A 23,018-nucleotide genomic window follows, 5' to 3' on the forward strand; every position below is an offset into this window, starting at 1 on the left:
CCGTGGTCGCACTCGAGGGGAGACCGCCGGACCTGGGCGTTTCGGTGCAGGGCGGTGAACCTCCGGCGTGCCGCCGTGGTGGGTGACACGAGCCGGGCCGCGAACACCCAGCGCCGCAGGCGCTGGAAAACAACACAGCAAGAAATCACAGACTGCACTTCACGCTGGGTGAAGCGATATTCAAGCCGCACTTGATGATTCCGGCGACCAAGTCGATCAGCTTGGTGGTGACATTGCCGCTCAGCTTCTCGGCTTTCCCGGACTTGTCGTCACTCTTCGAACCCTGACCGCCGAAGTCGAACACGGAATCGCTGACCTGCGTGATCTGCGGGCTGTCCGGCGCGGCGGCTGCCTCGGGGGCGAGGAGCGTTACCGAACCGAGAGCCAAGACGAGAGCTCCGAACAACGCGACGATCACGGTGCGCACACGCTGCTGCGTAGACATTCGCATCACATCCTCGAGTCGGATCTATCTGGCCAGTTCAGTAACGCACAGATCGCGGCGATCGTGGCGGAATTACGCGGATGTCACGGGTGCGGTCACCGCGCCGGTCAGCCGGATCAGGTCGGCGGGCGCCAGCTCGATCTCCAGTCCGCGCCGTCCGGCGCTGCACAGCATCCGGTCCCAGGTCAGCGCCGAGTCGTCGATCACGGTGGGCAGCTGTTTGCGCTGACCGAGCGGGGAGATGCCGCCGAGGACGTATCCGGTCGTCTTCTCCGCTCGCGTCTTGTCCGCCATGCTCGCCTTCGACGCGCCGAGCGCCGCCGCCGCGGCTTTGAGCGACAACGTGTTCGGCACCGGAAGCACGGCCACCGCGAGCGCGCCGGTGGCCAATTCGATGACCAGGGTCTTGAAGATCTGCTCGGCCGCGACCCCGAGTTCGGCGCCCAGCGCGTCGACCGCCTCGGTGCCGTAGGAGTCGGAGCGTGGATCGTGCTTGTAGGTGTGCACGCGATGGGACACCTTCGCCTGGGTCAACGCGCGGATCGCGGGAGTCGAACCTGCTGCCATGGGCCAAACCCTAACCGCGGCTGCGACCCTGCCCGCAACGGGATTTCCGGCGAATTCGCCGGGAGCCGGTGGCGGCTGGGAACACCGGACGCGTCGCGCATGTTGTAGCCGGTACACCGCGCTCGGAATGATTTCCACCGCGTGAGCAGGCCCTATGGAGACGTGAAGGAGACGCCTGTGCCCGTGCTGCTCGATGACCGCCCGGTAGGGACCGACGTGTCCCCGACCGACGGCGGATTCTCCTTCGATGTGCCGATGCCGGTAGATTTGGCAGGTACGGCGATCGAAGGGACAGGTGTGACGAGCGACGATGACGTGGCGGCCGACGATGTCGCCGCCGTCGACGATGCCGAGCTGGCACAGCGGTTCGAGCGGGACGCGCTCCCGCTGCTCGACCAGCTCTACGGCGCCGCGCTGCGCATGACCAGGAACCCGGCGGATGCCGAGGACCTGGTCCAGGAGACCTACGTGAAGGCCTACCAGGGCTTCAAGTCGTTCCGGGAGGGCACCAATCTGCGTGCCTGGCTGTACCGGATCCTGACCAACACCTACATCAACTCCTACCGCAAGAAGCAGCGCCAGCCCGCGCAGTATCCGACCGACGAGATCACCGACTGGCAGCTGGCGGCGACCGCCGAGCACACGTCGCAGGGGCTGCGCTCGGCCGAGGTCGAGGCGCTGGACGCGCTACCGGACGACGACATCAAGGCCGCGTTGCAGGAACTCCCGGAGGAGTTCCGCATGGCGGTGTACTACGCCGACGTCGAGGGTTTCCCGTACAAGGAAATCGCCGACATCATGGGCACTCCCATCGGTACGGTGATGTCCCGGCTGCACCGCGGCCGGAAGCAACTGAAGGGTTTGCTCGCCGATGTCGCGCGCGAGCGTGGATTCAACCGTTCGGGGGAACGCCAGGAGGTCAAGCAGTGAGTACCGAGCGGGACCCCGACATGGAGCTCGACTGCACGGCGGTGCTCGCCGACGTATGGCTGATGCTGGACGGCGAGTGCGACGACGCGACGCGGGAACGGTTGCAGCACCACATGGAGCACTGCAGTCCGTGTATCGAGGCCTATGGCATCGAGGAGAAGGTCAAGAGCCTGCTCAGCCGCAAATGTGGCGGCGATCGCGCGCCCGAGTCGCTGCGTGAGCGCCTGACCATCGAGATCCGCCGGACGACCGTGACCAGGGAGACTTCGGTCGAGACCTCCGACTGATGGGTGCGGTCGGACGTAGTCCGTCCGCAGCCCGCGCATGGCCGGAGCGAAGGCGGAGGTACGCCCGGCCCGATCCGCGAAACGCGAGCGGCACGCCTTCCTGCGGGAAGTGCGTGCCGCTTCGTGCTTGCGGGCCGAGCGTAGCGCTCAGGCGTTGGGCCGCTTGCCGTGGTTGGCCGCGTTCCCCTTGCGGCTACGCTTCTTACGTCCGCGCTTACCCATGAGTAGTCTCCCTTCTGATTGAAGGCCATTCTTTCACGTGTGGTTGGCTGTACCGTCAGCGGATGCAGGCCAACGAGGATATGGGGTGTCATGGCTGAGGAAGTACTCGCCGAGCTGGTGTCGGTCGTCTACCAGGTGGTCGCCAAGGAAGGCGACGAAGTCCAGGAGGGCGACACCCTGGTGATCCTCGAGTCGATGAAAATGGAGATCCCGGTGGTCGCTGAGTCCAGTGGCACGGTGACCTCGATCGGTGTCAAGGAAGGCGACGCGATCAAGGCGGGCCACCTCATCGCGGTCATCTCCTGATCGATTGCGGCGGTAGATCTGCATGGCGACACTGAGCGAGCTGCTGGCCGAGCACACCGACCTACCCGGCGTCGCCGTGGATCATCTGCAGCGCGTGGTGGGCGATTGGCAGTTGCTGTCGGATCTGTCCTTCGCCGATCTGCTGCTGTGGGTCGGTGCGGGACCGGTGACGGACGGCGCGGACATCGTCTGCGTCGCGCAGTGCCGTCCCACCACCGCGCCCACCGTGCACCAAGAGGACCTGGTAGGCACGGTCGCGTTGCGGACCGACCATCCGCAGGTGTTCGAGGCGCTGCTCACCGGCGAGACCGTACGAGCCGACAGTGAGGGCGAGGCCTCCGGCGTCTATCACCCGCATCCGGTGCCCGCGGTCCGCGAGGCCATACCGGTGCGCTGCGGCGACGACGTGATCGCGGTGCTGAGCCGGGACACCGATCGGCAACGTTCCCGGGTGCGCAGTCAGCTGGAGAGCGCCTACGTGGCGTGCGCGGACGATCTGTGCCAGATGATCGCCGACGGCACCTTCCCGACCACCGAGGATCGCGCGGCCACCCATTCCAGCCCCCGCGCGGGAGACGGATTCATCCGGCTCGACACCGAGGGCATCGTTGTCTATGCCAGCCCGAACGCGCTGTCGGCCTACCACCGGATGGGTTTGCAGGCCGACTTGGCGGGCCAGGATCTCGCCGTCACCACCCGTTCGCTGATCACCGACCCGTTCGATGCGCAGGAAGTGGTCGGCGACATCCAAGCCGCCCTGGCCGGGCGCACCGGACGCCGGATGGAGGTGGAGGCGCGCGGAGCCACCGTGCTGCTGCGCACCCTCGTGTTGCGTCCGCACGGTGAGCTGGCCGGCGCCGCGGTGCTCGTCCGCGACGTCACCGAGGTCAAGCGGCGCGATCGCGCGCTGCTGAGCAAGGACGCCACCATCCGGGAGATCCACCACCGGGTCAAGAACAACTTGCAGACCGTCGCCGCGCTGCTGCGCCTGCAGGCCCGCCGCACCGAGAACGAGGAGGCGCAGGTCGCGCTCACCGAATCGGTGCGCAGGGTCACCTCCATCGCCTCGGTGCACGAGATGCTGTCGATGTCGGTGGACGAAGAGGTCGATCTCGACGAGGTCGTGGACCGGCTGCTGCCGATCATGGCCGACGTGGCCACGGTGCACACCACGCGCATCAAGGTGCGCCGCGCCGGTTCGCTCGGCGTCTTCTCCGCCGAACGCGCCACCCCCTTGGTGATGGTGCTCACCGAACTGGTGCAGAACGCCATCGAGCATGCCTTCGACTCGGGCGAAAACGGCACGGTGACAATCCGTTCCGAGCGTTCGGCCCGCTGGCTCGACGTGATCATCAGCGATGACGGCCGCGGTCTGCCGCCCGGGTTCAGCCTGGAATCCTCCGATCGGCTCGGCCTTCAGATCGTCCGCACCTTGGTGACCGCCGAACTCGGCGGCTCCATCGGCCTGCACCCCGGCGCCGACATCGGTACCGATGCCGTCCTTCGCGTTCCGCTGGGCCGTCGTTCCGGCCGCTGACCAGCGCGTTCGGGACGTGAGCCGCAGCTGACGAGGAACACCGCGTCAACTCGCGCTTGGCAGCGCCGTAGTTTCCCATCGCCGCGAGCAGGCGGTTGCCGGATCCGTCGCCGCGCTATCGGTCGTGCTCGCTGCACGCTGTTGCTCGGATGTCGCGGAAGGGCCCCTTCTCGGGCGCCGTGTGCGGCTTGCGGCACGGTTACTTCCCGAATGTCCGCAACGAGTGGAATGCGAGGTGTCGCACTGATTCGCGACCGTCCCAACCCGGTTGGAAACCAACCACCTTCCCACAAGTTCCGCTCGCCCGCGAGTCGAACCGCGGCCCGCGCCGCGCTCTAATCCGCGCTGCCGATATTGCCGTCCGGCGAACCGCATTGGTCGGCTTCCGGATTCGTCGCGAAGCGAGACCGGTCATTTCCAGTTCGCGCACGAGCGTGCAAAAACAACACAGCCCGGCACCTTTGGGTGCCGGGCTGAAATGCGTTACCGGGCCGGGCTGAATGGCCCGGTAAGGCCGGTCGTCTGGAGATCAGACGACGGTGCGGGTGCGGGTCCGCGCGTTGCGACGCTTGAGCGCGCGGCGCTCGTCCTCGCTCATACCACCCCACACGCCGGCGTCTTGTCCGGACTTCAGGGCCCAGGACAGGCAGTCGGCGGTTACGGGGCAGCGAGCGCAGACCAGCTTGGCATCGGCAATCTGTGCGAGCGCCGGACCACTGTTACCCACGGGGAAAAACAGCTCGGGGTCCTCATCGCGACAGATGGCCTTGTGGCGCCAGTCCATTCCTCTGCTCCTTTGCTGGGCGCCGCACAGGGCGCCGATGGTTTGTGGTTCGTTCACTTGTGCGACTCGAATGTTTCCGCACGGTTGCTTGTGAATGCTTTCACGAACACCGTAGATGTCAATAGGCACGCGGTGCACCGTGGGGAAGCTCACGCTCTGAAGGCCCCCGCTGTGGGGAAGCCTGCCCGGTCCTTTGTACTCGCTCTACCCGGATTTCGCAGCACTAACCGCGATGTTTTTCCCGGTGTTTCGCCGCTCAGTGCGGTCTCGGGGCGACGACGGCCAGGACATCGGGCACGGCAGTGAAATCCACCACGTTGCGCTTCCCGATGAAGTCGCCATCGATTTGCAGGCCGATCGGTTCTTTGGACTCGATTCGTACGGCGGGAACGTCGTCTTCGCGAAATAAATTGCGGGACTTGGGATTCCCGTTGGCCGCCAGGAGCTGGCGTGCGAGCAGGAGCGTCGGGAGGACGGCCATGGAGCGCACCGCAAACACTCCCAGGCCCGTTTCGAACCGGGTGCCGGGGTTGGTGTGCACCGGCGTGGCGTTCAGATATGTCCACGGTGTGGTGTTGGTAACGAAGGCGTAATGCACCGCGTCCACGGGCTCCCGGCCGGGAATTTCGACCCGAACGCCGGGTTCCTTGCGTTTTGCCCGGAAGAATTGTCGCACTGTTGTTCGAACATAGCGTGCCGGAGTGGCGGCGCGGCCGCGGGCGCGGCTCGCGTCGATCGCCTCGCAGACGTCGGCGTCGAGTCCGACGCCGGCGCTGAAGCAGAACCAGCGGTCGTCGGCCAGCCCGAGACCGATCCGGCGATCGGCGTCCAGCGTGAGCAGGTCGATGAGCTGGTTGGTCGCGGTCACCGGGTCGGGGGAGATGCCGAGCGCCCTGGCGAAGACGTTGGCCGAGCCGCCCGGAATCACGCCAAGGCGTGGCAACCAGGCTTGACCGTCGTCGAGGACGGGCAGCGGCAGGAAGCCGTTGACGGTCTCGTTGACCGTCCCATCGCCACCGTGCACGACGATCAGGTCCATCTCGTTCGTGGCTGCCCATTGGGCCAGTTCCGCGGCGTGGCCGCGGTGCTGGGTATGCGCAACGGTCAGCTGAGTGCGGCTCTCCAACGCGTGCGCGAGTAGGTCCCGGGTCGCCGGTGTGGTCGAGGTGGCATTCGGGTTCACGATCAGCAGCGTCCGCACGATGGCAGCCTAGTTGGCGGCCGGCAGGCCCTGGAAAAGCGGCGAGCGATGGCGCCGGATGCCGTTGCCCGGGCATACGCCAGGACGACGAGGCGGACCGGCGGGGTCGTAGGCTTGCCGCGTGAACGAGCGTCAGCAAGGGAAGCGAGGACACCGTGCGCTGCGGCGCACGACGGAGCCGAGCGAGGCGCGATCGTGAGCGACAAGAGCGCGGCCGCGGGAACGGCGCCGACGACGGTGCGGGCGGCCGGGGGATTGGTGACGCTCGAAGGCGTCGTCGCCGTCGGCTTCGCGATCGTGCTGGTGGTGCGGGGGCTGCTCGGGCACGATCAGTCCGCGACCAGCGGCTACGGCACGGCGGCCTGGTTCGGCATCCTCGGCGGGGCGGTGCTGGCCGCAGGCATCGGGCTCCTGCTGGGGAAACGCTGGGGTCGCGCCATCGCCGTCATCGCGCAGCTGCTGTTGCTCCCGGTCACCTGGTCGCTGCTCACCGACTCGCATCAGCCGGTCTACGGCACGGTGCTCGGGGTGATCGCGGTCGCCGCGCTGGCACTGCTGTTCGCGCCGCCGTCCACCCGCTGGATGGCGCAGGACTACGGCGTCGAACCGGAATAGTTCCCGGTGGCCGTGCGTAGCGCCGCCCGGCAGAGGTGGTCGGCGTGCCGGGTGGTCTCCGGTAGCCGGTAGCGCGGGGTCAGTGCCAGCACCTGTGCGCAGGCGGTGTCGAGGTCGATGCGGTGCCCCACGGAGACGAATACCGGCTTGACGCCGGTTCTGGTGCGCAACGCCCGCCCCAGCACCGCTCCGTCGATGGTGATGTCGGTGGCCGCGCCGCGTTCCGCACCCGGTTCGGCGTAATCGCCCCACACCGTCTTCGCCACGCCGATCGTCGGCACGCCGGTGAGCAGTCCGAGATGGCAGGCGAGGCCGAAGCGGCGCGGATGGGCGAGTCCCTGGCCGTCGCAGACCAGCAGATCCGGTGCGCTGTCGAGCTTTTCGAGCGCGGCGAGGGTGGCCGGGATCTCCGGAAAGCCAGCAGGCCGGGCACGTACGGGAAATCGGCGACCCCGTGCGCGACCGCGGAGGCGACCGGTCGCAGGGTGTCCGCCGCCAAGACGACCACAGCCGTGGCCACGGCGCCGGTGTCGTCGTAGGCCGAATCGAGCCCGGCCATCGTGCGGAACCGGGTTCCGGGCGGGTGACCGGAGCGACCAGCGGCCGCAATTCGTCCTGCAGGGCCATGGCCGATTCGGCAGTGGTGGGCCAGGACGCGGGATCGAGCGGCGGGAACCAGGACATCCGCGCTACCGCGCGTCGGCGGCCAGCTTGCCGAGCGCGTCGCCGGCCAGCCGATAGCCCCGCCATTCGTCCTGGGCTACGGCGCCGATCGATTCGTAGAAGTCTATCGACGGCTTGTTCCAGGTCAGCACCGCCCAGGAGACGCGGCTGTAGCCGTGCTCGACCGCTTCCTTCGCCAGGGCTGTGAGCAGGGCCTTGCCGTAGCCCTTGCCCCTGGTCTCCGGCCGGACGTAGAGGTCCTCCAGGTAGATGCCGTGCACGCCGTCCCAGGTGGAGAAGTTGAGGAACCAGATGGCGCAACCGAGCAGCCTCGACTCGTCCGCCACCACGTGCGCGAACACCTTCGGTTCCGCGCCGAACAGCGCGGAGCGCAGCTGCTCGGCGGTGACCGTGCACTCGTGCCGTGCCTTCTCGTAATCGGCGAGGTCGTAGATGAGGTCGACCAGGCCGGGCACGTCGGAGGGGACGGCGCGGCGCAGGACGGCGGCGTCGAGGTCGACGGCGGTGGGGTCGGTGGCGGGTCGGGTCACAGTGACGCTCCGTTGGGTACCAGGTTGTGCGTGCGAATCGTGCGCGCGTCGTGTTCGTAGCCGAGCACGGTCAGCGCGCCGGTCGACATGGCGAATCGGCGGCCCTCCCTGACGTCGAATTCGGCCCAGCGGGCGATCAGCGCGCGGGAGAAGTGGCCGTGCCCCACCAGCACGATATCCCGCTCCGGCAGCGCGGTCGCCACGTCGGCCAGCACCCGGTCGGCGCGCTCGCGCACCTGCTCTGCGGTCTCACCGTCCGGGACCGGGCCGGTCCAGATGGTCCATCCGGGCGCGGACTCGCGGATCTGCTGGGTGGTCAGTCCCTCGTAGGCGCCGTAATCCCATTCGGCGAGGTCGTCGTCGACCACGGCGCCGGTGAGCCCGGCCAGCTCCGCGGTGCGCCTCGCCCGTAGTCGGGGGCTGGTGCGCACCAACGGATTTCGCAATTTCAGCGTGGCGAGCAACTCGCCCGCCCTCCTGGCCTGTTCTTCGCCGCGCTCGGTGAGCGGGAGATCGGTGCGGCCGGTGTGCCGCCGCTGTGTTGACCAGCTGGTCTCGCCGTGCCGAAGCAGCACAACGCGGGCATCGTCGAGTGCGGACATACCTCCATGATGGTCCACCGTTGATCATGGAGCGGCACTGTGGTCTCCCCGCGCCGGTGACGAAGCGGACTACGATCCTGTGGCCGCTCGATCTCGGAGCACTGTTAGCGGCATCGGCCGCGAGACCTCGGCCTGGTAGTTCGCGAGCAACGGATCGCTCGCAGTCACCCATTGCGAACTCGTCGTAGTCGGCCCCCGACCTTCCGCGCCGTGCACCGGCAGCTGGTCGATTTCAGCTCGATGGTGAGGTCGGAGCTCAGCGGCGCCAATAGATCGGCCGCGTGCCTCAGCCGAAGGCGTGCAATTCTCCGTCGCGCAGTTCCAGCACGGTGCTCCCGATCACGGTGAGCGAGATCGGGTTTCCGGTATAGCCGGGCCGGTCCACCGGAATCCGGCCGGTTTCGGTTCCCGTGGCCGGGTCGAGGACGGCGAGCGCGCCGGTGGTTGGCAGCAGCAGTTTGCCCGCCATCAGCGCGGGTGAGCCGAGCGCGCCGCCCGCGGTCCACAAAGGATCGAAAGTGCTGCCGTTCAAGGCGATCACGCTGTTTCCGGTGAAGACCAGATAGGCGGATCCGATGCGCGTGGTCGTGGCCGTCTGGCTCAGCGGCGCCGAAAGCTGATGCACCACAATGGCGTTGCCGTTCCCGTCATAGACGGCCAAGCGAGGCGGTACCGGCTCGGTGCCGGTGGCGGCGGGGAAGTAGAGCACGATCCGGTTGTCGGAGACCGCGAGCACCCGTGCTTCCGCGGAATCCGATCCGGGACCGGTCAATACGTGCGAGCCGAACTCCTCCGGCACCGTGTTGTCCTTGGGAGCCGGGTTGAGCACCGTCAGCCGCTCGGCCGGGTCGGTGGGGCAGCGTTCCAGCACGGCGAGCCGAGACGGACTGGAACTCGACGACAGCAGCGTGCACCCCTTGCGCGGCTGCGTCCTGACGTTCACCGGGGCGTCGACGTAGCCGTACTCCACGGTGCGCACCAGATCCGAACGCCACATCTCCAGCCGCTGCGGCCCCTGCGCCAGCAGGTAGGTGCCGTCGGCCGACAGCCGCACATCCCGGTCCATGTAGCTGCTGCGCGCGGTGCGGCGGGCGCCGCTGTCGCCGGCCAGCATGGTGGCCTGGCTGCAGCCGCGCTCGTCGCGGTAGACCGCGATCACCATGCCGTACTGGCCCTCGACCCCGCACAGCGGCAAGTCGCGCCGGTACTTCCAGAGCTGATCGCCGGTGCGCGGGTCGCGGCCGGTGACCGTGTCGTCGTCGCCGGTCACCGCGATCCCGCCGGACACCAGCGCCCGCGTGATCGCACGGTCGGGCGCGTGCCACACCTCACGCAGCGCGGTCGGCAGCTGATCGGCCGCGACCGGGGTCGGCACCGTAGACGACGCGGTCACCGATTCGGTGCCGTGCGCGTCGCCGCGCACCCACACCACGGCTGCTGCGATCACGACGAGAACCGCGATCGCGACTGCGGAGATGATATCGGCGCGCGTCCGCCGCTCGGGTGCGAGCACGATTGCGAGACTAGCCGATCCGGGCCGTCAGGCCGACGCGGCGGCCGCGGGCTCGGCCGCGCTCCCGGCGTCCTCCGCCGCGATATCTCCTTCGCCCGACCGACGCCGCCTGCGCCTGCGGCGAGCGGGACGGTCGGTCGTGTCGGTCCCCTCCGCGGCGCCGCTGTCGTCGGATGCCTCGGAGCTCGACTCGTCGGTGGCGGCGCCGTCGGTGGTGTCGCCGGTCGCCCTGCGCCGCCTGCGCCTGCGGCGGGCGGGCTTGTCGGCCGCGTCGGCCTCGGGGGCCGCCTGCTCCGTGTCGATGACCTCGTCATCCACGGGGGAGCCGGTATCGGCCGAATCGGTGACGTTCGGTGCGCCGTCGATCGGCCTACCGCCGCGGGTGCGCTTGCGGTTGCGCTTGCGCGGGGCGCGGGCCGTGCGTTCGACCACCTCCGCGTCCGGGTCGCGTTCCGGCTTCGGCTTGCGGATCACACCGGTGACGCCCTCGGGAATGCCGAGGTCGGTGTACAGGTGCGGCGAGCGCGAGTAGGTCTCGACCGGCTCGGGGATGCCGAGGCCGAGCGCGCCGTCGATCGACGACCAGCGTTTGAGCTCGTCCCAGTCGATCAGCGTCACCGCGACGCCGGTGCGTCCGGCCCGGCCGGTGCGCCCGATCCGGTGCACGTAGGTCTTCTCGTCCTCCGGGCACTGGTAATTGATGACGTGCGTGACGTCGTCGATATCGATGCCGCGCGCCGCGACGTCGGTCGCTACCAGCACGTCGATGGTGCCCTTGCGGAACTTGGTCAGCGCCTTCTCCCGGGCGATCTGCCCCAGGTCGCCGTGCACCGCGCCGACCGCGAAGCCGCGCTCGGCCAGTTCGTCGGCCACCTTCTGCGCCGTGCGCTTGGTGCGCGTGAAGATCATCGTCGCGCCGCGGCTCTCGGCCTGCAGGATCCGCGCGATCAACTCCCCCTTGTCCAGGGCGTGCGCGCGGTAGACGAACTGCGCGGTGCGGTCGTGCACCGCCGAGTCGTGCGGCTCCTCGGCCCGGATGTGCGTCGGCCGGGTCAGGAAGGTGCGCGCCAGGGTGATGATCGGCCCGGGCATGGTCGCGGAGAACAGCATGGTCTGGCGCTTGTCCGGGACCATGCCGAGAATGCGCTCGATGTCCGGGAGAAAGCCCAGGTCGAGCATCTCGTCGGCCTCGTCCAGCACCAGCACGCCGATCTTGCCGAGGATCAGGTGCTGCTGGTCGGCGAGGTCCAGTAGTCGGCCCGGCGTGCCGACCACCACGTCGACGCCCGCGCGCAGCGCCGCGATCTGCGCCTCGTAGGGGCGGCCGCCGTAGATCGACGCGACGCGCAGCGGCCCCTGGTGGTTGGTCAGGTACTTGCTCGCGTTCTCCAGATCCTGGGTGACCTGGATGCACAGCTCGCGCGTCGGCACGATGACCAGCGCGCGCGGCGTGCCGTCCAGCGGCGTCGTGCCGGATTCCGCGGTGGCGATCCGGTGCAGCAGCGGCACGCCGAATCCGAAGGTTTTACCCATGCCGGTGCGGGCCTGACCGATGAGATCTTCTCCCGCGAGCGCCAGCGGGAGGGTCAGTTCTTGAATGGCGAAAGTACGTTCGATTCCGATCTCGCCGAGTGCGCGGACGATTTCCGCGCGCACGCCCAATTCGGCGAAAGTCGGGGCGGTATGCGTTGCGTCCAGTTCGGCCGTCAACAGGGTGTCCGCCAGACCTGGTTCCTGATCGACTGTGATCTTGCTCAGGGTTCGTGCCTTCCTCGTAATCACGTCCCGCGCGCACGAGGTGGGGCGGACCGGGCGGTCCACGACGACCACGACTCCGCAGGCGATACTTCACCCGGCCACGCTCCGGATGCCGGGCGCCTGCCACAAAAGCGGCGGCTACCTCGCAAAACATCGGCGCGGCGCACTGGTGACGCGGATTGGTGCGCGCACATTTTCCTGTCCAACGAAAACTTCGCACTCGAAACCGGTCGGCGGTCGCAGCGGCGTCCCCGCGGTGTGCGTGAGCGCGACGTCCGGCAACTCTGTCGAGCGAAACTTTCCGTTGTCCGCCGCGATTGTAGCGTGATATTGTGCCGCGTTCGAATTGCCACCGCGGCGCGCTATCGAAAATGCTCCGGACCCGCAGCGCGCTTTCGCCGCGCAGGGCGCCCACGTACGCTGCGCCACATGGGAATTCATCCGGCGCGGCAAATCTGGGCGACCCTCGAACCGCTACACGATGTCGTCTATTTCGGAGCCGGCGTCAAGGAGGCGGGCGTCGGGATCGGATTGCGCGGCTACTGGCAGACCTACTTCGCTTTCCGCGCCGCGCCGCTGGGCGCGGTGACGCCCGCCACCGTGCAGGCGGCTTTCGCCGGATTCCACCCCGACATGGTGCGTCGCGCGCTGCCGGAGGCGTGGGAGCGGGCGACGCCGCAACGCTGCCTGACCGCTCGGCTCGAGCTGGCCACCGGCCTGCTGCGCGGCGTCGGAGCGGGTGACGCGGTGTCGGCTCGCGCGGTCGAGCTGCTGGCGCCGGTGCAGCGTGCCGCCGATCCCACGGGACGGGCGCTGTTCGCCGCGAACGCGGCCTTGCCGCTGGCCGCCGACCCGGTGGCCGCGCTGTGGCAGCTGGCCACCTCCCTGCGTGAGCATCGCGGCGACGGCCATGTCGCGGCCCTGGTCACGCACGGTCTCAGCGGACGCGACGCCCTGGTCGCGCAGGTGGCCGCGGGCAAGGCGCCCGAGTCGGTGATGCGGCCCGCCCGCGGGGTGTCGGAGGGGGAATGGGTGGACGCTTTCGACGAGCTGCGGGCCCGTGGGCTGGTCGCAGGGGAGCCGGTCACTCCGACCCTCACCGCCAGCGGCGCGGAACTGCTGGCCGCGGTAGAGGCCGAGACCGACGAAGCGGCGTGGACCGGTGCACTCGCGGTGTTGTCGGCCGACGCGATCACCGAGCTGACCACCTCGCTCGCGCCGCTGGTGCGCAGCGTGCAGGAGTCGGTGGTTCCGCCGCTCAACCCCGTCGGCATGGGGCCACGGTAGCGCGGCGGGCAGTTGCCTGTTACTGGCGGTACCGACATGTGAGACTCTCTTCGCTGTGAGCCTTGCCGACACTGTCACCATCGCCGCGCGCAACGCCTGGGCGCTGACCTTCGGCTCCGGCATCGCGGCGCCGGACCCGACCCCCGCGACGATCCTGTGGAACCAGCCGCACCGGCAACTGCGGCGGTTCGAGCGCGCGGAGGGGGATGCGGCGGAAGCGGATTCGGCCGTCCTGCTGGTCCCGCCGCTCGCCGCGCCCGCCAGCTGTTTCGATCTGCGGCCCGACCAGAGCCTGGCGCGCTTCCTGCTGGAGATCGGCCGCAGCCCCTACGTCGTCGACTACGGCGAGATCACCTTCGCCGACCGGCGTATGGGCTTCGAGGACTGGATCGACGACATCCTGCCCGAGGCGGTGCTGCGCACCAGCGCCGACCGCGACGGGCGCGCGGTGGATCTGGTGGGCTGGTCGCTCGGCGGCACGCTGGCCTTGCTGACCGCCGCGGCGCACCCCGAGCTGCCCATCCGGTCCGTCACGGCCGTCGGCTCGCCGCTGGACTACGACCGGATGACCGGCGTGCCGCAGCTGCGCGCGGTCGCGAAACTCACCGGTGGCCGCGGCACCTCGACCGTCATCCGCGCGGCCGGTGGCGTTCCTGCGACACTGACTCGAATCGGCTACAAGGTCACGGCCTGGGATCGTGAGCTGACCCGGCCATGGTTCGTCGCGAGCAATATCGCGCGTACCGAGGCGCTGGCGAAGATGGAGACGATCGATCGGTTCATGGCCGAGATGCCCGGATATCCGGGGCGTTTCTACGGTCAGCTGTGGGGCCGGTTCATCCTGAACAACGACATCGGTCGCGGTGTCGTCCGGCTCGGCGAGCGCCGGATCGAGCTGGCGAACGTGACCGCGCCGGTGCTGCTCGTCGGTGGGCCGTCCGACGTGATCACCCCGGCTCCCGCCGTCGAGGGAGGTGTGCACCTGCTCACGGGAGCGGCCATGGTCCGTTACGAGACAGCGCCCGGCACCTCGGCATCCTGGCCGCGCCGACCGCACGTGACACGACATGGAGTTACCTCGAGAAGTTCCTTGCCGAGACCTCCTGAGGCGCGGTGAGTATTACGCTGGGGCGCATGGGAGCACAGTCACCTGCCGCGTTAGGTGTTTCGTCGACCGACCCAGCAAGCCTTTCCATCCCCGCGAGCCATCCCGGCGTGACCGACCTGTTCGCGGTGCTCGCCTACGGCGAGATATCCGCGTTCTACCGGCTGGCCGAGGAGGCCAAGCTGTCGCCGTCGCTGCGGGGCAAGGTGGCGGTCGCGAAGATGGCCGCGGCCGAGATGGAGCATTTCAAGACGCTGGAGTCCGCGCTGGCCGCGCGCGGCGCCGGCGTCTTCGACGCGATGGCGCCGTTCGTGCGCGCGCTGGACGACTACCACGCGTCCACCGACCCGTCGACGTGGCTCGAGTCGATGGTGAAGTTCTACGTCGGTGACGGCATCGCCGCGGACTTCTACACCGAGATCGCGGGCGCGCTGACCCCCGACGTCGCCGCGGTGGTCCGCGACGTGCTCGCCGAGACCAGGCATTCCGAGTTCGTCGTCGAGGAGGTGCGCCGGGCGGTCACCGAGAGCCGCTCCGAGCGCGACCGGCTCACGCTGTGGGGCAGGCGGCTGCTCGGTGAGGCGATCACCCAGGCGCAGTTCGTCATGGCGCAGCGCGACGAGCTGACGGATCTGGTGCTCACTGCCACCGGCGATCTCAACGGCATCGCGGCGCTGTTCGAGCGGATGCAGGACAGCCACGCCGAGCGCATGGCGGTCCTCGGCATCTGAGCTATTCGTTCGCCGCGCGGTTGGGTACCAGCCGCAAACCGGGCGCGTGGATGCTCGCGCGGTCGATCAGCCAGACCACGACGCTCTGGTCCCGGCCGTCGGCTTCCAGCATCTCGAACGGAACCTCGACCATGCCGTGCACGGGATGGTCGAGGTGCAGCGTGCCGGAGCCGGGTGCGCCGACCCGATGCGGCTTCCAGCGACCGGCGAAGTCGGGGAGCGCGCGCAGCGCCTCGATCGTCTCGAGCAGCGCGTCGTCGCCGGGCCAATGGAGTTTGGCGCGGCAGAGGGCGGCGGTGAAGGTGTCGGCCGCTTCCTCCCAGTTGCGCAGGACGCGCCGGGCGGCGGGATGCACGAAGGTGTACCAGGCGAGATTCGGCTGATCCGGTCCGTCCAGCAAGCCGAGCGGGGCGGCGAAATCGGCCCACGCCTGGTTCCAGCTCAGCACGTTCAGCCTGCGACCGACCACGAAGGCCGGTGTCGGCTGCAACGCGCGCAGAATAGTCTCGATCGTCGGCGTCACCTGCTCGCGAGCGGATTCGCTACCGGGGCATCGGGATTCGTTGCCCGAAGCCATTGCGAGCATGCCGAAGTACTGGCGATCGTCCCCGCGCAAAAGCAGCGCGTCGGCCAACGCGTCGATCACCGCGAGCGACGGATTGGTGTCGCGGCCCTGCTCCAGCCGGGCCAGGTAGTCGGCGCTGACGCCCGCGCGCACCGCGACCTCCTCGCGACGCAGCCCGGGCGTCCGGCGGCGCCCGCCCTCGGGCAAGCCGACATCCGACGGCCGCAGTTCGGCGCGCCGGGCGATGAGGAACTCCGCGAATCCGTTGCTTGCCATAGATCCCATCGTGCCCGGTCCGGGGACGGTTATCCGCGCCCTGTCAGGTCCAGGATAACGGCGGTCTGGCTACCGGACCGCGGTCCGGTCATTGTCGGAGGCATGACATCTACCTCGGAATCCACCACGCTGAAGTCCGGTTCGTGGGCACTCGACGCCGCGCACTCCTCGGTGGCCTTCACCATCCGTCATCTCGGCATCTCCAAGGTGCGTGGCGGATTCAACCGGTTCGAGACCGAATTCGTGGTCGACGAATCGGGCGCGGCCACCGTCGGCGCGACGATCTACCTCGACTCCTTCGACACCGGAAACGCCGATCGGGACGCGCACATCCGCACCGCCGATTTCCTCGACGTCGCCAATCGCCCCACGCTGACCTTCCGCGCCGACCATCCCGTGGTCGTCGCCGAGACCTTCGAGGTCGAGGGGCAGGCCACGCTCGGCGCGATCACCAAGCCGGTCACGCTGGAGGTCGAGTGGGGCGGTGTGCAGGACTTCGGACCCACCGGCGACCGGCACGCGGGTTTCTCCGCCACCGGCACCATCAAGCGCACCGACTTCGGCGTCGGCGGAGCTCTGCCCGGCATGCTGAGCGACACGGTCAAGATCGAACTGGAGATCCAGCTCGTCGAGCCCAAGTGAGCGCCCCCGGCGGCTCGCACTAGCCTTGGAACCGACAGCACAGGACTCTCAGGTTCGGAGGTTGGCCGTGGAGGTCAAGATCGGTATTTCGGATAGCCCGCGCGAGCTGGTGATCAGCAGCGCGCAGACCCAGGAAGAGGTCGAGGCGCTGGTGTCCGGTGCGCTCGGCGGCGACGATGGCGTCCTGACGCTCACCGACGAGAAGGGCCGCAAGTTCCTGATCCAGGCTTCGAAGGTCGCCTACGTCGAGATCGGCTCGACCACCGGCGGCCGCGTCGGTTTCGCCGCCGTCTGACTTCCGGCTTCCCGCCGAAACGCAGCGAGCCCCTGCCCCCGATCGGTCGGGGGCAGGGGCTCGCTCGTCGTCGTGACCGCGCTCAGTCGATCGGGTGCAGCGGCACGTGCTTCAGGCCGCCCCACGCGAGCGAGACGGTGGTGTCGACCGCCTCCTCCTTCGGGATCGGCCGATCGGCCTCCAGCCAGTACCGTGCGGTGAACTGGCTCGCGCCGACCAGACCCACGGCCAGGATGCGGGCCCGGTAGGGATCGAGGCCCGAGTCGTGCGCGACGAGGTCGAAGACCGCGTCCACACAGGCCTCGGTGGCCTGCTCCACGCGGCGCTGCACCTGCGGCTCGCTGGTCAGGTCGGACTCGAAGACCAGGCGGAAGCCTTGCATCTCGTTGTCCACGAAATCGAAGTACGCCTGCACCGCCGCGCGCACGCGCTGCTTGTTGTCGGTGGTGGAGCGCAGCGCCTGGCGCACGCTGGACACCAGCATGTCGACGTAGTTCTGCAGCACCGCGAGATACAGCTCGAGCTTGCTGGTGAAGTGCTGATACAGCACCGGCTTGCTCACTCCGGCGCACTGCGAGATCTCGTCCATGCCTGCGGCGTGATAGCCGCGCTGCACGAAGACTTCGCTTGCCGCCGCGAGTAGCTGTAGACGTCGCTCGTCGCGCGGAAGCCGGGTACCGCGTTTGGCGGGCTCGGACGACGATCTACGGGACGTCATCCGGTCCACGAGGTCAGTCATTTCGGCTCTCCCAGTCGATTCCCCGGCAAAGGGGTGTGCACCGGGTTATCTCATGAACGATACCCGGTTGTCGCCCGCCCGCGGATCGGGGCCGGGCAACTGGTGCCACCCGGAGACACATTGTCGCACCGATGGGCCCGCTGGTATGCCCGCAGGTGGGGATTCGCCGCTGTGAGACGCTGGTGAACGTGACCGACCGACCGGAAAGACCCCCCGGCGGGCGGCGCGGTGCGCGTCGCCCGGCTGGCTCCGGCGCGCCCGGTTCCGTAGGGTCGGACGGCGTGGCGAGAAGCTGGCCAGTGGCGCGATCCGGTGAGGCGGCTCGGACCGGCGCGGCCAAGCGGTCCGGGGCGGGCGGCGGGTCGCCCGGCCGCGAGACAAGTAAGCGCATGCGCGGCAAAGCGCCCGAACCTCCTGCGCCCCAGCCGGATTCAGCCCTGGCGCAGCTCGAACACGATGGCGCCGAGGTCTACGATCCGCTCGGTCTGTACTCGCACAAGGCCGAGCGATCCCACCAACCCCTGCGCGCCCGCTGGGATCCCACCGCTCCCGACGAGGGCAGGACGAGGTCGCGTCCCGAGCGGGATGCCAAGAAGCAAAGCGCACTGGGCAGATTCGTCTCGACCTACGGCTGGCGGGCATACGCGTTGCCGGTTCTGGTCGTGATCACCGTTCTGGTGGTGGTCGACGCGATCCGCGCCACCGACGACATCAACGCCGCGGGCTCGGATCCGGGGCTCGGTCGACTCAGTCCGGCCACCGCGACCGCGGGCATCATCGGCGCTCCGCCGGGTGACGGGCAGTTTCCCACCGACCTGCCGACCGGGGCTCTTCCGGAAGGCGGCGCCTTCGCCGAGTCCGGTGCGGGCGTCTGGCACGTAGTGCCCGGCACGACCGCCCAGATCGGCACCGGAACCGCGACCGCCTTCCGCTACACCGTCGAAATCGAGAACGGCGTGGACACTTCCGGCCTGGGCGGGGACGAGGCCGTCGCCAAGATGATCGATTCCACGCTGTCCAACCCGAAGAGCTGGACGCACGACCCCAAGTTCGCGTTCCGCCGGGTCGACCAGGGCGAGGTGGACTTCCGCGTCTCGCTCACCTCACGGGGATCCAGCCGCAAGGAATGCGGTTTCGACATCCCGATCGATACCTCCTGCTACAACGCCGACGATCGCCGCGTCGTGCTGTCGGAGGTCAGGTGGGTGCGCGGCGCGCTCGCGTTCGAAGGCGATATCGGGTCCTATCGGCAGTACCAGATCAACCACGAGGTCGGCCACGCCATCGGCTACCACCAGCATCAGGCGTGCGACACCGACGGCGGGCTGGCGCCGGTGATGATGCAGCAGACCTTCGGTACCCGCAACGACGACATCGCCGCCCTCGATCCGCACGGCGTGGTCCCGATGGACGGCAAGCGCTGCCGCTTCAACCCCTGGCCCTACCCCCGGGGATAGTGATCGCGCCGAAAGGGGTGGTTGTCGCGGTGCGGCGGGTATACGGAACGATGGGCGGGAAGAACGGCCCGGTCGTCGGTGTTGCACAGATGAACCAACCCGCCGAGGGCGTCATACCGCCGCAGCGATCGGCCAAGCGATTCGAGGAGTCCTGGACGTGTCATCACCGAAGTCCCTGCCGCCACTTGTCGAGCCGGCCGCGGAGCTGACCAGGGATGAGGTAGCCCGCTACAGCCGACACCTGATCATCCCCGATCTCGGCGTGGACGGGCAGAAACGTCTGAAGAACGCCAAAGTGCTGGTGATCGGCGCGGGTGGCCTCGGATCGCCTGCCCTGTTGTACTTGGCCGCCGCGGGCGTGGGCACGCTAGGCATCGTCGAGTTCGACGAGGTCGACGCCTCGAACCTACAGCGTCAGGTCATCCATGGCGAATCCGACATCGGCCGCCCGAAGGCCGACAGCGCGCGCGACTCGATCCTGGAGATCAACTCCGGCATCGATGTGCGGTTGCACAAGATCCGGCTGGAACCGGAGAACGCGGTAGAACTGTTCCGCGAGTACGACCTGATCGTCGACGGCACCGACAACTTCGCCACCCGGTACCTGGTCAACGACGCCGCGGTGCTGGCGGGCAAGCCGTACGTGTGGGGTTCGATCTACCGCTTCGAGGGCCAGGTCTCGGTGTTCTGGGAGGACGCCCCGGACGGGCGCGGCATCAACTACCGCGACCTGTACCCGGAGGCCCCGCCGCCCGGCATGGTTCCGTCCTGCGCCGAGGGCGGTGTGCTCGGCGTGCTGTGCGCGTCCATCGGTTCGGTGATGGTCACCGAGGCGATCAAGCTGATCACCGGCATCGGTGAGCCGCTGCTCGGCCGTCTGATGGTGTACGACGCACTGGATATGAACTACCGGACCATCAAGCTGCGCCGCGACCCGGAGCGTCAGCCGATCACCGAGCTGATCGACTACGAGGCGTTCTGCGGCGTGGTGTCCGAGGAGGGCCAGGCGGCCGCGGCCGGGTCCACCATCACCGCGCGCGAGCTCGAGGAGCTGCTGGCGTCGGGCAAGGACATCGAGCTGATCGACGTGCGCGAGCCGGTCGAGTGGGACATCGTGCACATCGAGGGCGCGAAGCTCATCCCGAAGGACCGCATCCTGTCCGGTGAGGCGCTGTCCGAACTGCCTCAGAACCGTCCGATCGTGCTGCACTGCAAGACCGGAGTGCGCTCCGCCGAGGCCTTGGCCGCCCTCAAGCGCGCGGGCTTCTCCGACGCCACCCACCTGCAAGGCGGCGTGATCGCCTGGGCCAACCAGGTGGACAAGTCGCTGCCGGTGTACTGAGTCGCGGCGTGCCGGAGGCGCGCTGAAACAGACACCACGTAGCGTACGTCCGTGACTTCTGTGGAACCTCCCGAGCATGTGCGTGCCACGTTCGGTCTGCGCGAAGTGACCCCGGTTTCGCTCGGCGACTGGGAAGGCGGCTGGCGCTTGGGCGACGTGGTGCTCAGCCCGGTCACCGATCACGCGCGTGCGGCGTGGTCGGCGAAGGTCCGTGAGGCGTTGAAGGTGGACGGCCTGCGGCTGGCCCGCCCCGTGCGGGCGACCGACGGTCGCTATGTGGTGTCCGGCTGGCGCGCGGACACCTACCTGGAGGGCATCCCGGAACCACGGCACGACGAGGTGGTCTCGGTGTCCCTGCGCCTGCACAAGGCGACGGAGAAGCTGGAGCGTCCGCGCTTCCTCGCTCAGCCACCGGTGGTGCCGTGGGTGGACATCGACGTGTTCGTCGCGGCCGACCGCGCCGCCTGGGAGCCGGTGCCGCTGCGCAGCCTGCGCGCGGGCGGCGCGTCGCTGTCGACCTCCCCGGACGGGCGGCGCAGCATCGAACTGATCGGCCAACTGGCCACCCTCCGCAAACCGGTGCAGTCGCCTCCGCAGCTGGTCCACGGCGACCTGTTCGGCACCGTGTTGTTCGCGGGCGCACAGACCCCCGGGCTCACCGACCTCACTCCGTACTGGCGGCCGGTGCCCTGGGCGGCGGCGGTGATCGTGGTGGACGCACTGTCCTGGGGCGGCGCGGACGAAGGCTTGCTCGATCGCTGGGCGGACCTGCCGGAGTGGCCGCAGATGTTGTTGCGCGCGGTGATGTTCCGGCTCGCGGTGCACGCGCTGCACCCGCGATCGACGCCCCAGGCGTTCCCGGGTCTGGCACGCACGGCGGACATGGTACGACTCACCCTTTGAAAGTGAAGTTGCTCTCGGACAACATATTCGGAACCACGGAACCGGCTCGCAGGTCCGGTGGCCAGCTCATCCGGCTTTCGGACGGACTTGTCGGCATTGCCAATGTCGGGAATGCCCGATACTCGCGATGAGGCATGTGCGCCGCATGTGCCAGGCGACTCTCGCCGAGAGAGGTTTACGGATGCTGTTTGTTGTCCTGCGGGGACCGGCCGTGTGGACTGCGCCGAACGGAGGGCGTGCATGACGACGCTCGCCGACCTGGATCTCCCCGACCTCCCGCATCCCGCCTATGCCAGTGGCGGTCTCAACGCGGTCGTCGACGCGGCGAATGTGTACATGCAGAATGCGGTCTTGCTGTTCGCCTCCGGCTGGCATGGCGGGCAGCCGGACATGATCGCTTGGCTGGGGGACAAGAAGCTGCTGAGCGCGGACGGCAAAAAACTCACCAAGGATGGTGCCCAGACGCTCGAGCCCGGATCGTCGGTGCTGGTCGACAACTACGACAAGCAGCGCGGTGCGTTCCTGGACAAAACCTCACAACTGCAAGCTCAGAATGACGGTGTGAACGAACGGGCCATCGCGAGCTTCGACACCTCGAACAAGGCGTTCCAGGATGTCAAAGAGATCGTGAACGGGCTCAAAACCGAGCTCGGCCACGAACCCGGCGAGCACCAGCTGACCCGGCTGCCCGATGGCAACTTGCACCTGACCGCCGCCGAGGAGAACCGGCTGCTACAGCTGATCTTGGAGGGCGTGGACCGTGTGCACGACACGATCGAAGACGCGGACAATGGCATGCGAAGGAACGCGGGCAATATCTACGACATGATGCCGGACCTCCCGCGCAACCCCTACGGCAATGCGCCGGATGCCGGGTCCGTATCTCCGTGGGCGCCGACCGCGAGCAACGCCACTTGGACCCGTGGTACCGGAACCCCGGACGACATCGTCGCGAAGGCGAGGGAGCAATTGGCGCTCGGTGTCTCCGAGATCGGCGGCAACAACGTCCCGATGTTCCGCGGCCCGGACGGCAAGCTCTACAAGGCCCCGTACAACATCAATGGCGCATGGTGCGCGGCCTTCTCCACTTGGACGTGGGATCAGGCCGGTTACAACGTCCATTGGACCAATCCCAACTACGTGCCCTCCGTCTGGAACGACGCCAAACACATGGGCTTGGCGGCGAATATCTCGAGCGCGCAAAAGGGGGACATGATCATCTTCGACTGGGAGGGGGACGGAACCCCCGACCATGTCGGAATCGTGGAGTCCGTGGATCCCAGAACCGGCCGGATCACCACCATCGAGGGCAATTCCAGTGATCAATTGAAATCCAACAGCTATTCCATGAATGCGGGATCGCTCGTCGGCGTGGTCAAGCCACCGTCCAACCAGGCAAGAGCGTCCTGACGGTACCGGCGCACCGCGCACGGGCCACTGCGGCAGCTTTGTGCGCGGCGCGCCGATCAATGTGCGGCAGGATCAGCTCGAAAGGTCGTTCACCGAAGCGGACTCATTGCCCGACAGTTTGATTCCCAGATTCGCGGCGGTGCGATCCACCTCGTCGTCGGCGTGCTGGAACTCGATGGCCGAGCCCGCTGACAGCACTTCGACGTTGAGGCACAGCGACTGGAGTTCCTTGAGCAGGACCTTGAACGATTCCGGAATGCCCGGCTCCGGGATGTTCTCGCCCTT

Annotated in this window: 25 protein-coding genes and 2 pseudogenes; 14 read left to right on the top strand and 13 right to left on the bottom strand. The window is 68.3% G+C overall.

What is annotated here, in order from left to right:
* Nucleotides 1–145 precede the first annotated feature (145 nt).
* Nucleotides 146–445, bottom strand: a complete 300-nt coding sequence (locus ACWEO7_RS34185; protein WP_379254941.1) for a hypothetical protein — start codon at nucleotides 443–445, stop codon at nucleotides 146–148.
* Between the two features lie 72 nt (nucleotides 446–517).
* Nucleotides 518–1,012, bottom strand: coding sequence for a Cys-tRNA(Pro) deacylase (gene ybaK, locus ACWEO7_RS34190; protein ID WP_452429409.1), 495 nt, complete (start codon nucleotides 1,010–1,012; stop codon nucleotides 518–520).
* A 255-nt stretch (nucleotides 1,013–1,267) separates the two neighbouring features.
* Here ybaK and ACWEO7_RS34195 point away from each other — a divergent pair, with 255 nt between their 5' ends.
* Nucleotides 1,268–1,942 carry a sigma-70 family RNA polymerase sigma factor gene (locus tag ACWEO7_RS34195; protein ID WP_083880799.1) on the top strand — a complete coding sequence of 225 codons (675 nt, stop codon included), beginning with the start codon at nucleotides 1,268–1,270 and terminating at the stop codon, nucleotides 1,940–1,942.
* A 20-nt stretch (nucleotides 1,943–1,962) separates the two neighbouring features.
* The gene (rsrA, locus tag ACWEO7_RS34200; RefSeq protein WP_450025090.1) at nucleotides 1,963–2,229 is read left to right on the top strand and encodes a mycothiol system anti-sigma-R factor; all 267 of its coding nucleotides are present in this window, start codon (nucleotides 1,963–1,965) and stop codon (nucleotides 2,227–2,229) included.
* A 147-nt stretch (nucleotides 2,230–2,376) separates the two neighbouring features.
* On the opposite strand, the gene ACWEO7_RS34205 is transcribed toward rsrA, so the two are convergent.
* Nucleotides 2,377–2,451 carry a 50S ribosomal protein bL37 gene (locus ACWEO7_RS34205; RefSeq protein WP_022597109.1) on the bottom strand — a complete coding sequence of 25 codons (75 nt, stop codon included), beginning with the start codon at nucleotides 2,449–2,451 and terminating at the stop codon, nucleotides 2,377–2,379.
* 90 nt (nucleotides 2,452–2,541) lie between these two features.
* On the opposite strand from ACWEO7_RS34205, the gene ACWEO7_RS34210 reads away from it, so the two are divergent.
* Together ACWEO7_RS34210 and ACWEO7_RS34215 are read left to right on the top strand one after the other, a co-directional pair.
* A complete protein-coding gene (locus ACWEO7_RS34210; protein ID WP_452429411.1) occupies nucleotides 2,542–2,757 on the top strand; it encodes a biotin/lipoyl-binding carrier protein in 216 nt (71 codons plus the stop codon).
* A gap of 22 nt (nucleotides 2,758–2,779) precedes the next feature.
* Nucleotides 2,780–4,294, top strand: a complete 1,515-nt coding sequence (locus ACWEO7_RS34215; RefSeq protein ID WP_364439052.1) for a sensor histidine kinase — start codon at nucleotides 2,780–2,782, stop codon at nucleotides 4,292–4,294.
* A 529-nt stretch (nucleotides 4,295–4,823) separates the two neighbouring features.
* On the opposite strand, the gene ACWEO7_RS34220 is transcribed toward ACWEO7_RS34215, so the two are convergent.
* Both ACWEO7_RS34220 and ACWEO7_RS34225 read right to left on the bottom strand, forming a co-directional pair.
* On the bottom strand, nucleotides 4,824–5,078 hold the full coding sequence (locus tag ACWEO7_RS34220) for a WhiB family transcriptional regulator (protein ID WP_011211115.1): 255 nt from the start codon (nucleotides 5,076–5,078) through the stop codon (nucleotides 4,824–4,826).
* A 256-nt stretch (nucleotides 5,079–5,334) separates the two neighbouring features.
* The gene (locus ACWEO7_RS34225) at nucleotides 5,335–6,279 is read right to left on the bottom strand and encodes a diacylglycerol/lipid kinase family protein (protein WP_452429413.1); all 945 of its coding nucleotides are present in this window, start codon (nucleotides 6,277–6,279) and stop codon (nucleotides 5,335–5,337) included.
* Nucleotides 6,280–6,474: 195 nt separating this feature from the next.
* Between ACWEO7_RS34225 and ACWEO7_RS34230 the strand changes: the two genes are divergently transcribed.
* The gene (locus tag ACWEO7_RS34230) at nucleotides 6,475–6,894 is read left to right on the top strand and encodes a hypothetical protein (RefSeq protein ID WP_452429415.1); all 420 of its coding nucleotides are present in this window, start codon (nucleotides 6,475–6,477) and stop codon (nucleotides 6,892–6,894) included.
* Here the strand turns inward: ACWEO7_RS34230 and ACWEO7_RS34235 are convergent.
* From ACWEO7_RS34235 to ACWEO7_RS34255, 5 genes and pseudogenes are all read right to left on the bottom strand, one after another.
* A pseudogene (locus ACWEO7_RS34235) lies at nucleotides 6,873–7,453 on the bottom strand (endonuclease V). The gene ACWEO7_RS34230 and the pseudogene ACWEO7_RS34235 sit on opposite strands and share 22 nt — an antisense overlap.
* 130 nt (nucleotides 7,454–7,583) lie before the next feature.
* Nucleotides 7,584–8,108 carry an N-acetyltransferase family protein gene (locus ACWEO7_RS34240; RefSeq protein ID WP_452429417.1) on the bottom strand — a complete coding sequence of 175 codons (525 nt, stop codon included), beginning with the start codon at nucleotides 8,106–8,108 and terminating at the stop codon, nucleotides 7,584–7,586.
* A complete protein-coding gene (locus ACWEO7_RS34245) occupies nucleotides 8,105–8,710 on the bottom strand; it encodes an acid phosphatase (RefSeq protein WP_452429419.1) in 606 nt (201 codons plus the stop codon). The genes ACWEO7_RS34240 and ACWEO7_RS34245 overlap by 4 nt, the downstream gene beginning before the upstream one ends.
* A gap of 286 nt (nucleotides 8,711–8,996) precedes the next feature.
* Entirely contained in the window at nucleotides 8,997–10,223 is a 1,227-nt protein-coding gene (locus ACWEO7_RS34250; RefSeq protein ID WP_450025072.1) for an Rv3212 family protein, read from the bottom strand.
* 27 nt (nucleotides 10,224–10,250) lie between these two features.
* Nucleotides 10,251–12,002 carry a DEAD/DEAH box helicase gene (locus tag ACWEO7_RS34255; RefSeq protein WP_452429430.1) on the bottom strand — a complete coding sequence of 584 codons (1,752 nt, stop codon included), beginning with the start codon at nucleotides 12,000–12,002 and terminating at the stop codon, nucleotides 10,251–10,253.
* Nucleotides 12,003–12,410: 408 nt separating this feature from the next.
* On the opposite strand from ACWEO7_RS34255, the gene ACWEO7_RS34260 reads away from it, so the two are divergent.
* The 3 genes and pseudogenes from ACWEO7_RS34260 to ACWEO7_RS34270 all read left to right on the top strand — a co-directional run bounded on the left by ACWEO7_RS34260 (nucleotide 12,411) and on the right by ACWEO7_RS34270 (nucleotide 15,104).
* Nucleotides 12,411–13,268: an SCO6745 family protein gene (locus tag ACWEO7_RS34260; RefSeq protein ID WP_452429420.1), complete on the top strand. Its 858-nt coding sequence runs from the start codon at nucleotides 12,411–12,413 to the stop codon at nucleotides 13,266–13,268.
* A gap of 55 nt (nucleotides 13,269–13,323) precedes the next feature.
* Nucleotides 13,324–14,375 (top strand): annotated as a pseudogene (locus tag ACWEO7_RS34265) (alpha/beta hydrolase).
* Between the two features lie 27 nt (nucleotides 14,376–14,402).
* Entirely contained in the window at nucleotides 14,403–15,104 is a 702-nt protein-coding gene (locus ACWEO7_RS34270) for a ferritin-like fold-containing protein (protein WP_379254957.1), read from the top strand.
* Nucleotide 15,105: 1 nt separating this feature from the next.
* Here the strand turns inward: ACWEO7_RS34270 and ACWEO7_RS34275 are convergent, their stop codons facing one another.
* Nucleotides 15,106–15,945 carry a helix-turn-helix domain-containing protein gene (locus ACWEO7_RS34275; RefSeq protein WP_452429422.1) on the bottom strand — a complete coding sequence of 280 codons (840 nt, stop codon included), beginning with the start codon at nucleotides 15,943–15,945 and terminating at the stop codon, nucleotides 15,106–15,108.
* A gap of 102 nt (nucleotides 15,946–16,047) precedes the next feature.
* Here ACWEO7_RS34275 and ACWEO7_RS34280 point away from each other — a divergent pair, with 102 nt between their 5' ends.
* Both ACWEO7_RS34280 and ACWEO7_RS34285 read left to right on the top strand, forming a co-directional pair.
* Nucleotides 16,048–16,587 carry a YceI family protein gene (locus ACWEO7_RS34280; RefSeq protein WP_450025081.1) on the top strand — a complete coding sequence of 180 codons (540 nt, stop codon included), beginning with the start codon at nucleotides 16,048–16,050 and terminating at the stop codon, nucleotides 16,585–16,587.
* A 67-nt stretch (nucleotides 16,588–16,654) separates the two neighbouring features.
* Entirely contained in the window at nucleotides 16,655–16,882 is a 228-nt protein-coding gene (locus ACWEO7_RS34285; RefSeq protein WP_355077360.1) for a DUF3107 domain-containing protein, read from the top strand.
* A gap of 82 nt (nucleotides 16,883–16,964) precedes the next feature.
* On the opposite strand, the gene ACWEO7_RS34290 is transcribed toward ACWEO7_RS34285, so the two are convergent.
* The gene (locus tag ACWEO7_RS34290) at nucleotides 16,965–17,621 is read right to left on the bottom strand and encodes a TetR/AcrR family transcriptional regulator (RefSeq protein ID WP_039800303.1); all 657 of its coding nucleotides are present in this window, start codon (nucleotides 17,619–17,621) and stop codon (nucleotides 16,965–16,967) included.
* 299 nt (nucleotides 17,622–17,920) lie between these two features.
* Here ACWEO7_RS34290 and ACWEO7_RS34295 point away from each other — a divergent pair, with 299 nt between their 5' ends.
* The 4 genes from ACWEO7_RS34295 (at nucleotide 17,921) to ACWEO7_RS34310 (ending at nucleotide 22,733) form a co-directional block, all read left to right on the top strand.
* Nucleotides 17,921–19,078: a DUF3152 domain-containing protein gene (locus ACWEO7_RS34295; RefSeq protein WP_452429423.1), complete on the top strand. Its 1,158-nt coding sequence runs from the start codon at nucleotides 17,921–17,923 to the stop codon at nucleotides 19,076–19,078.
* A gap of 157 nt (nucleotides 19,079–19,235) precedes the next feature.
* Entirely contained in the window at nucleotides 19,236–20,420 is a 1,185-nt protein-coding gene (gene moeZ / locus ACWEO7_RS34300; protein ID WP_364439028.1) for an adenylyltransferase/sulfurtransferase MoeZ, read from the top strand.
* Nucleotides 20,421–20,471: 51 nt separating this feature from the next.
* Complete coding sequence (locus ACWEO7_RS34305) at nucleotides 20,472–21,323, top strand: TIGR02569 family protein (RefSeq protein ID WP_452429425.1); 852 nt, start codon at nucleotides 20,472–20,474, stop codon at nucleotides 21,321–21,323.
* A 240-nt stretch (nucleotides 21,324–21,563) separates the two neighbouring features.
* Complete coding sequence (locus tag ACWEO7_RS34310; protein WP_452429427.1) at nucleotides 21,564–22,733, top strand: CHAP domain-containing protein; 1,170 nt, start codon at nucleotides 21,564–21,566, stop codon at nucleotides 22,731–22,733.
* Nucleotides 22,734–22,805: 72 nt separating this feature from the next.
* On the opposite strand, the gene ACWEO7_RS34315 is transcribed toward ACWEO7_RS34310, so the two are convergent.
* Nucleotides 22,806–23,018, bottom strand: a 213-nt coding sequence (locus ACWEO7_RS34315) for a hypothetical protein (RefSeq protein WP_452429429.1), incomplete at its 5' end; no start/stop codon positions are given.

The sequence above is a fragment of the Nocardia sp. NPDC004260 genome (assembly GCF_053603155.1).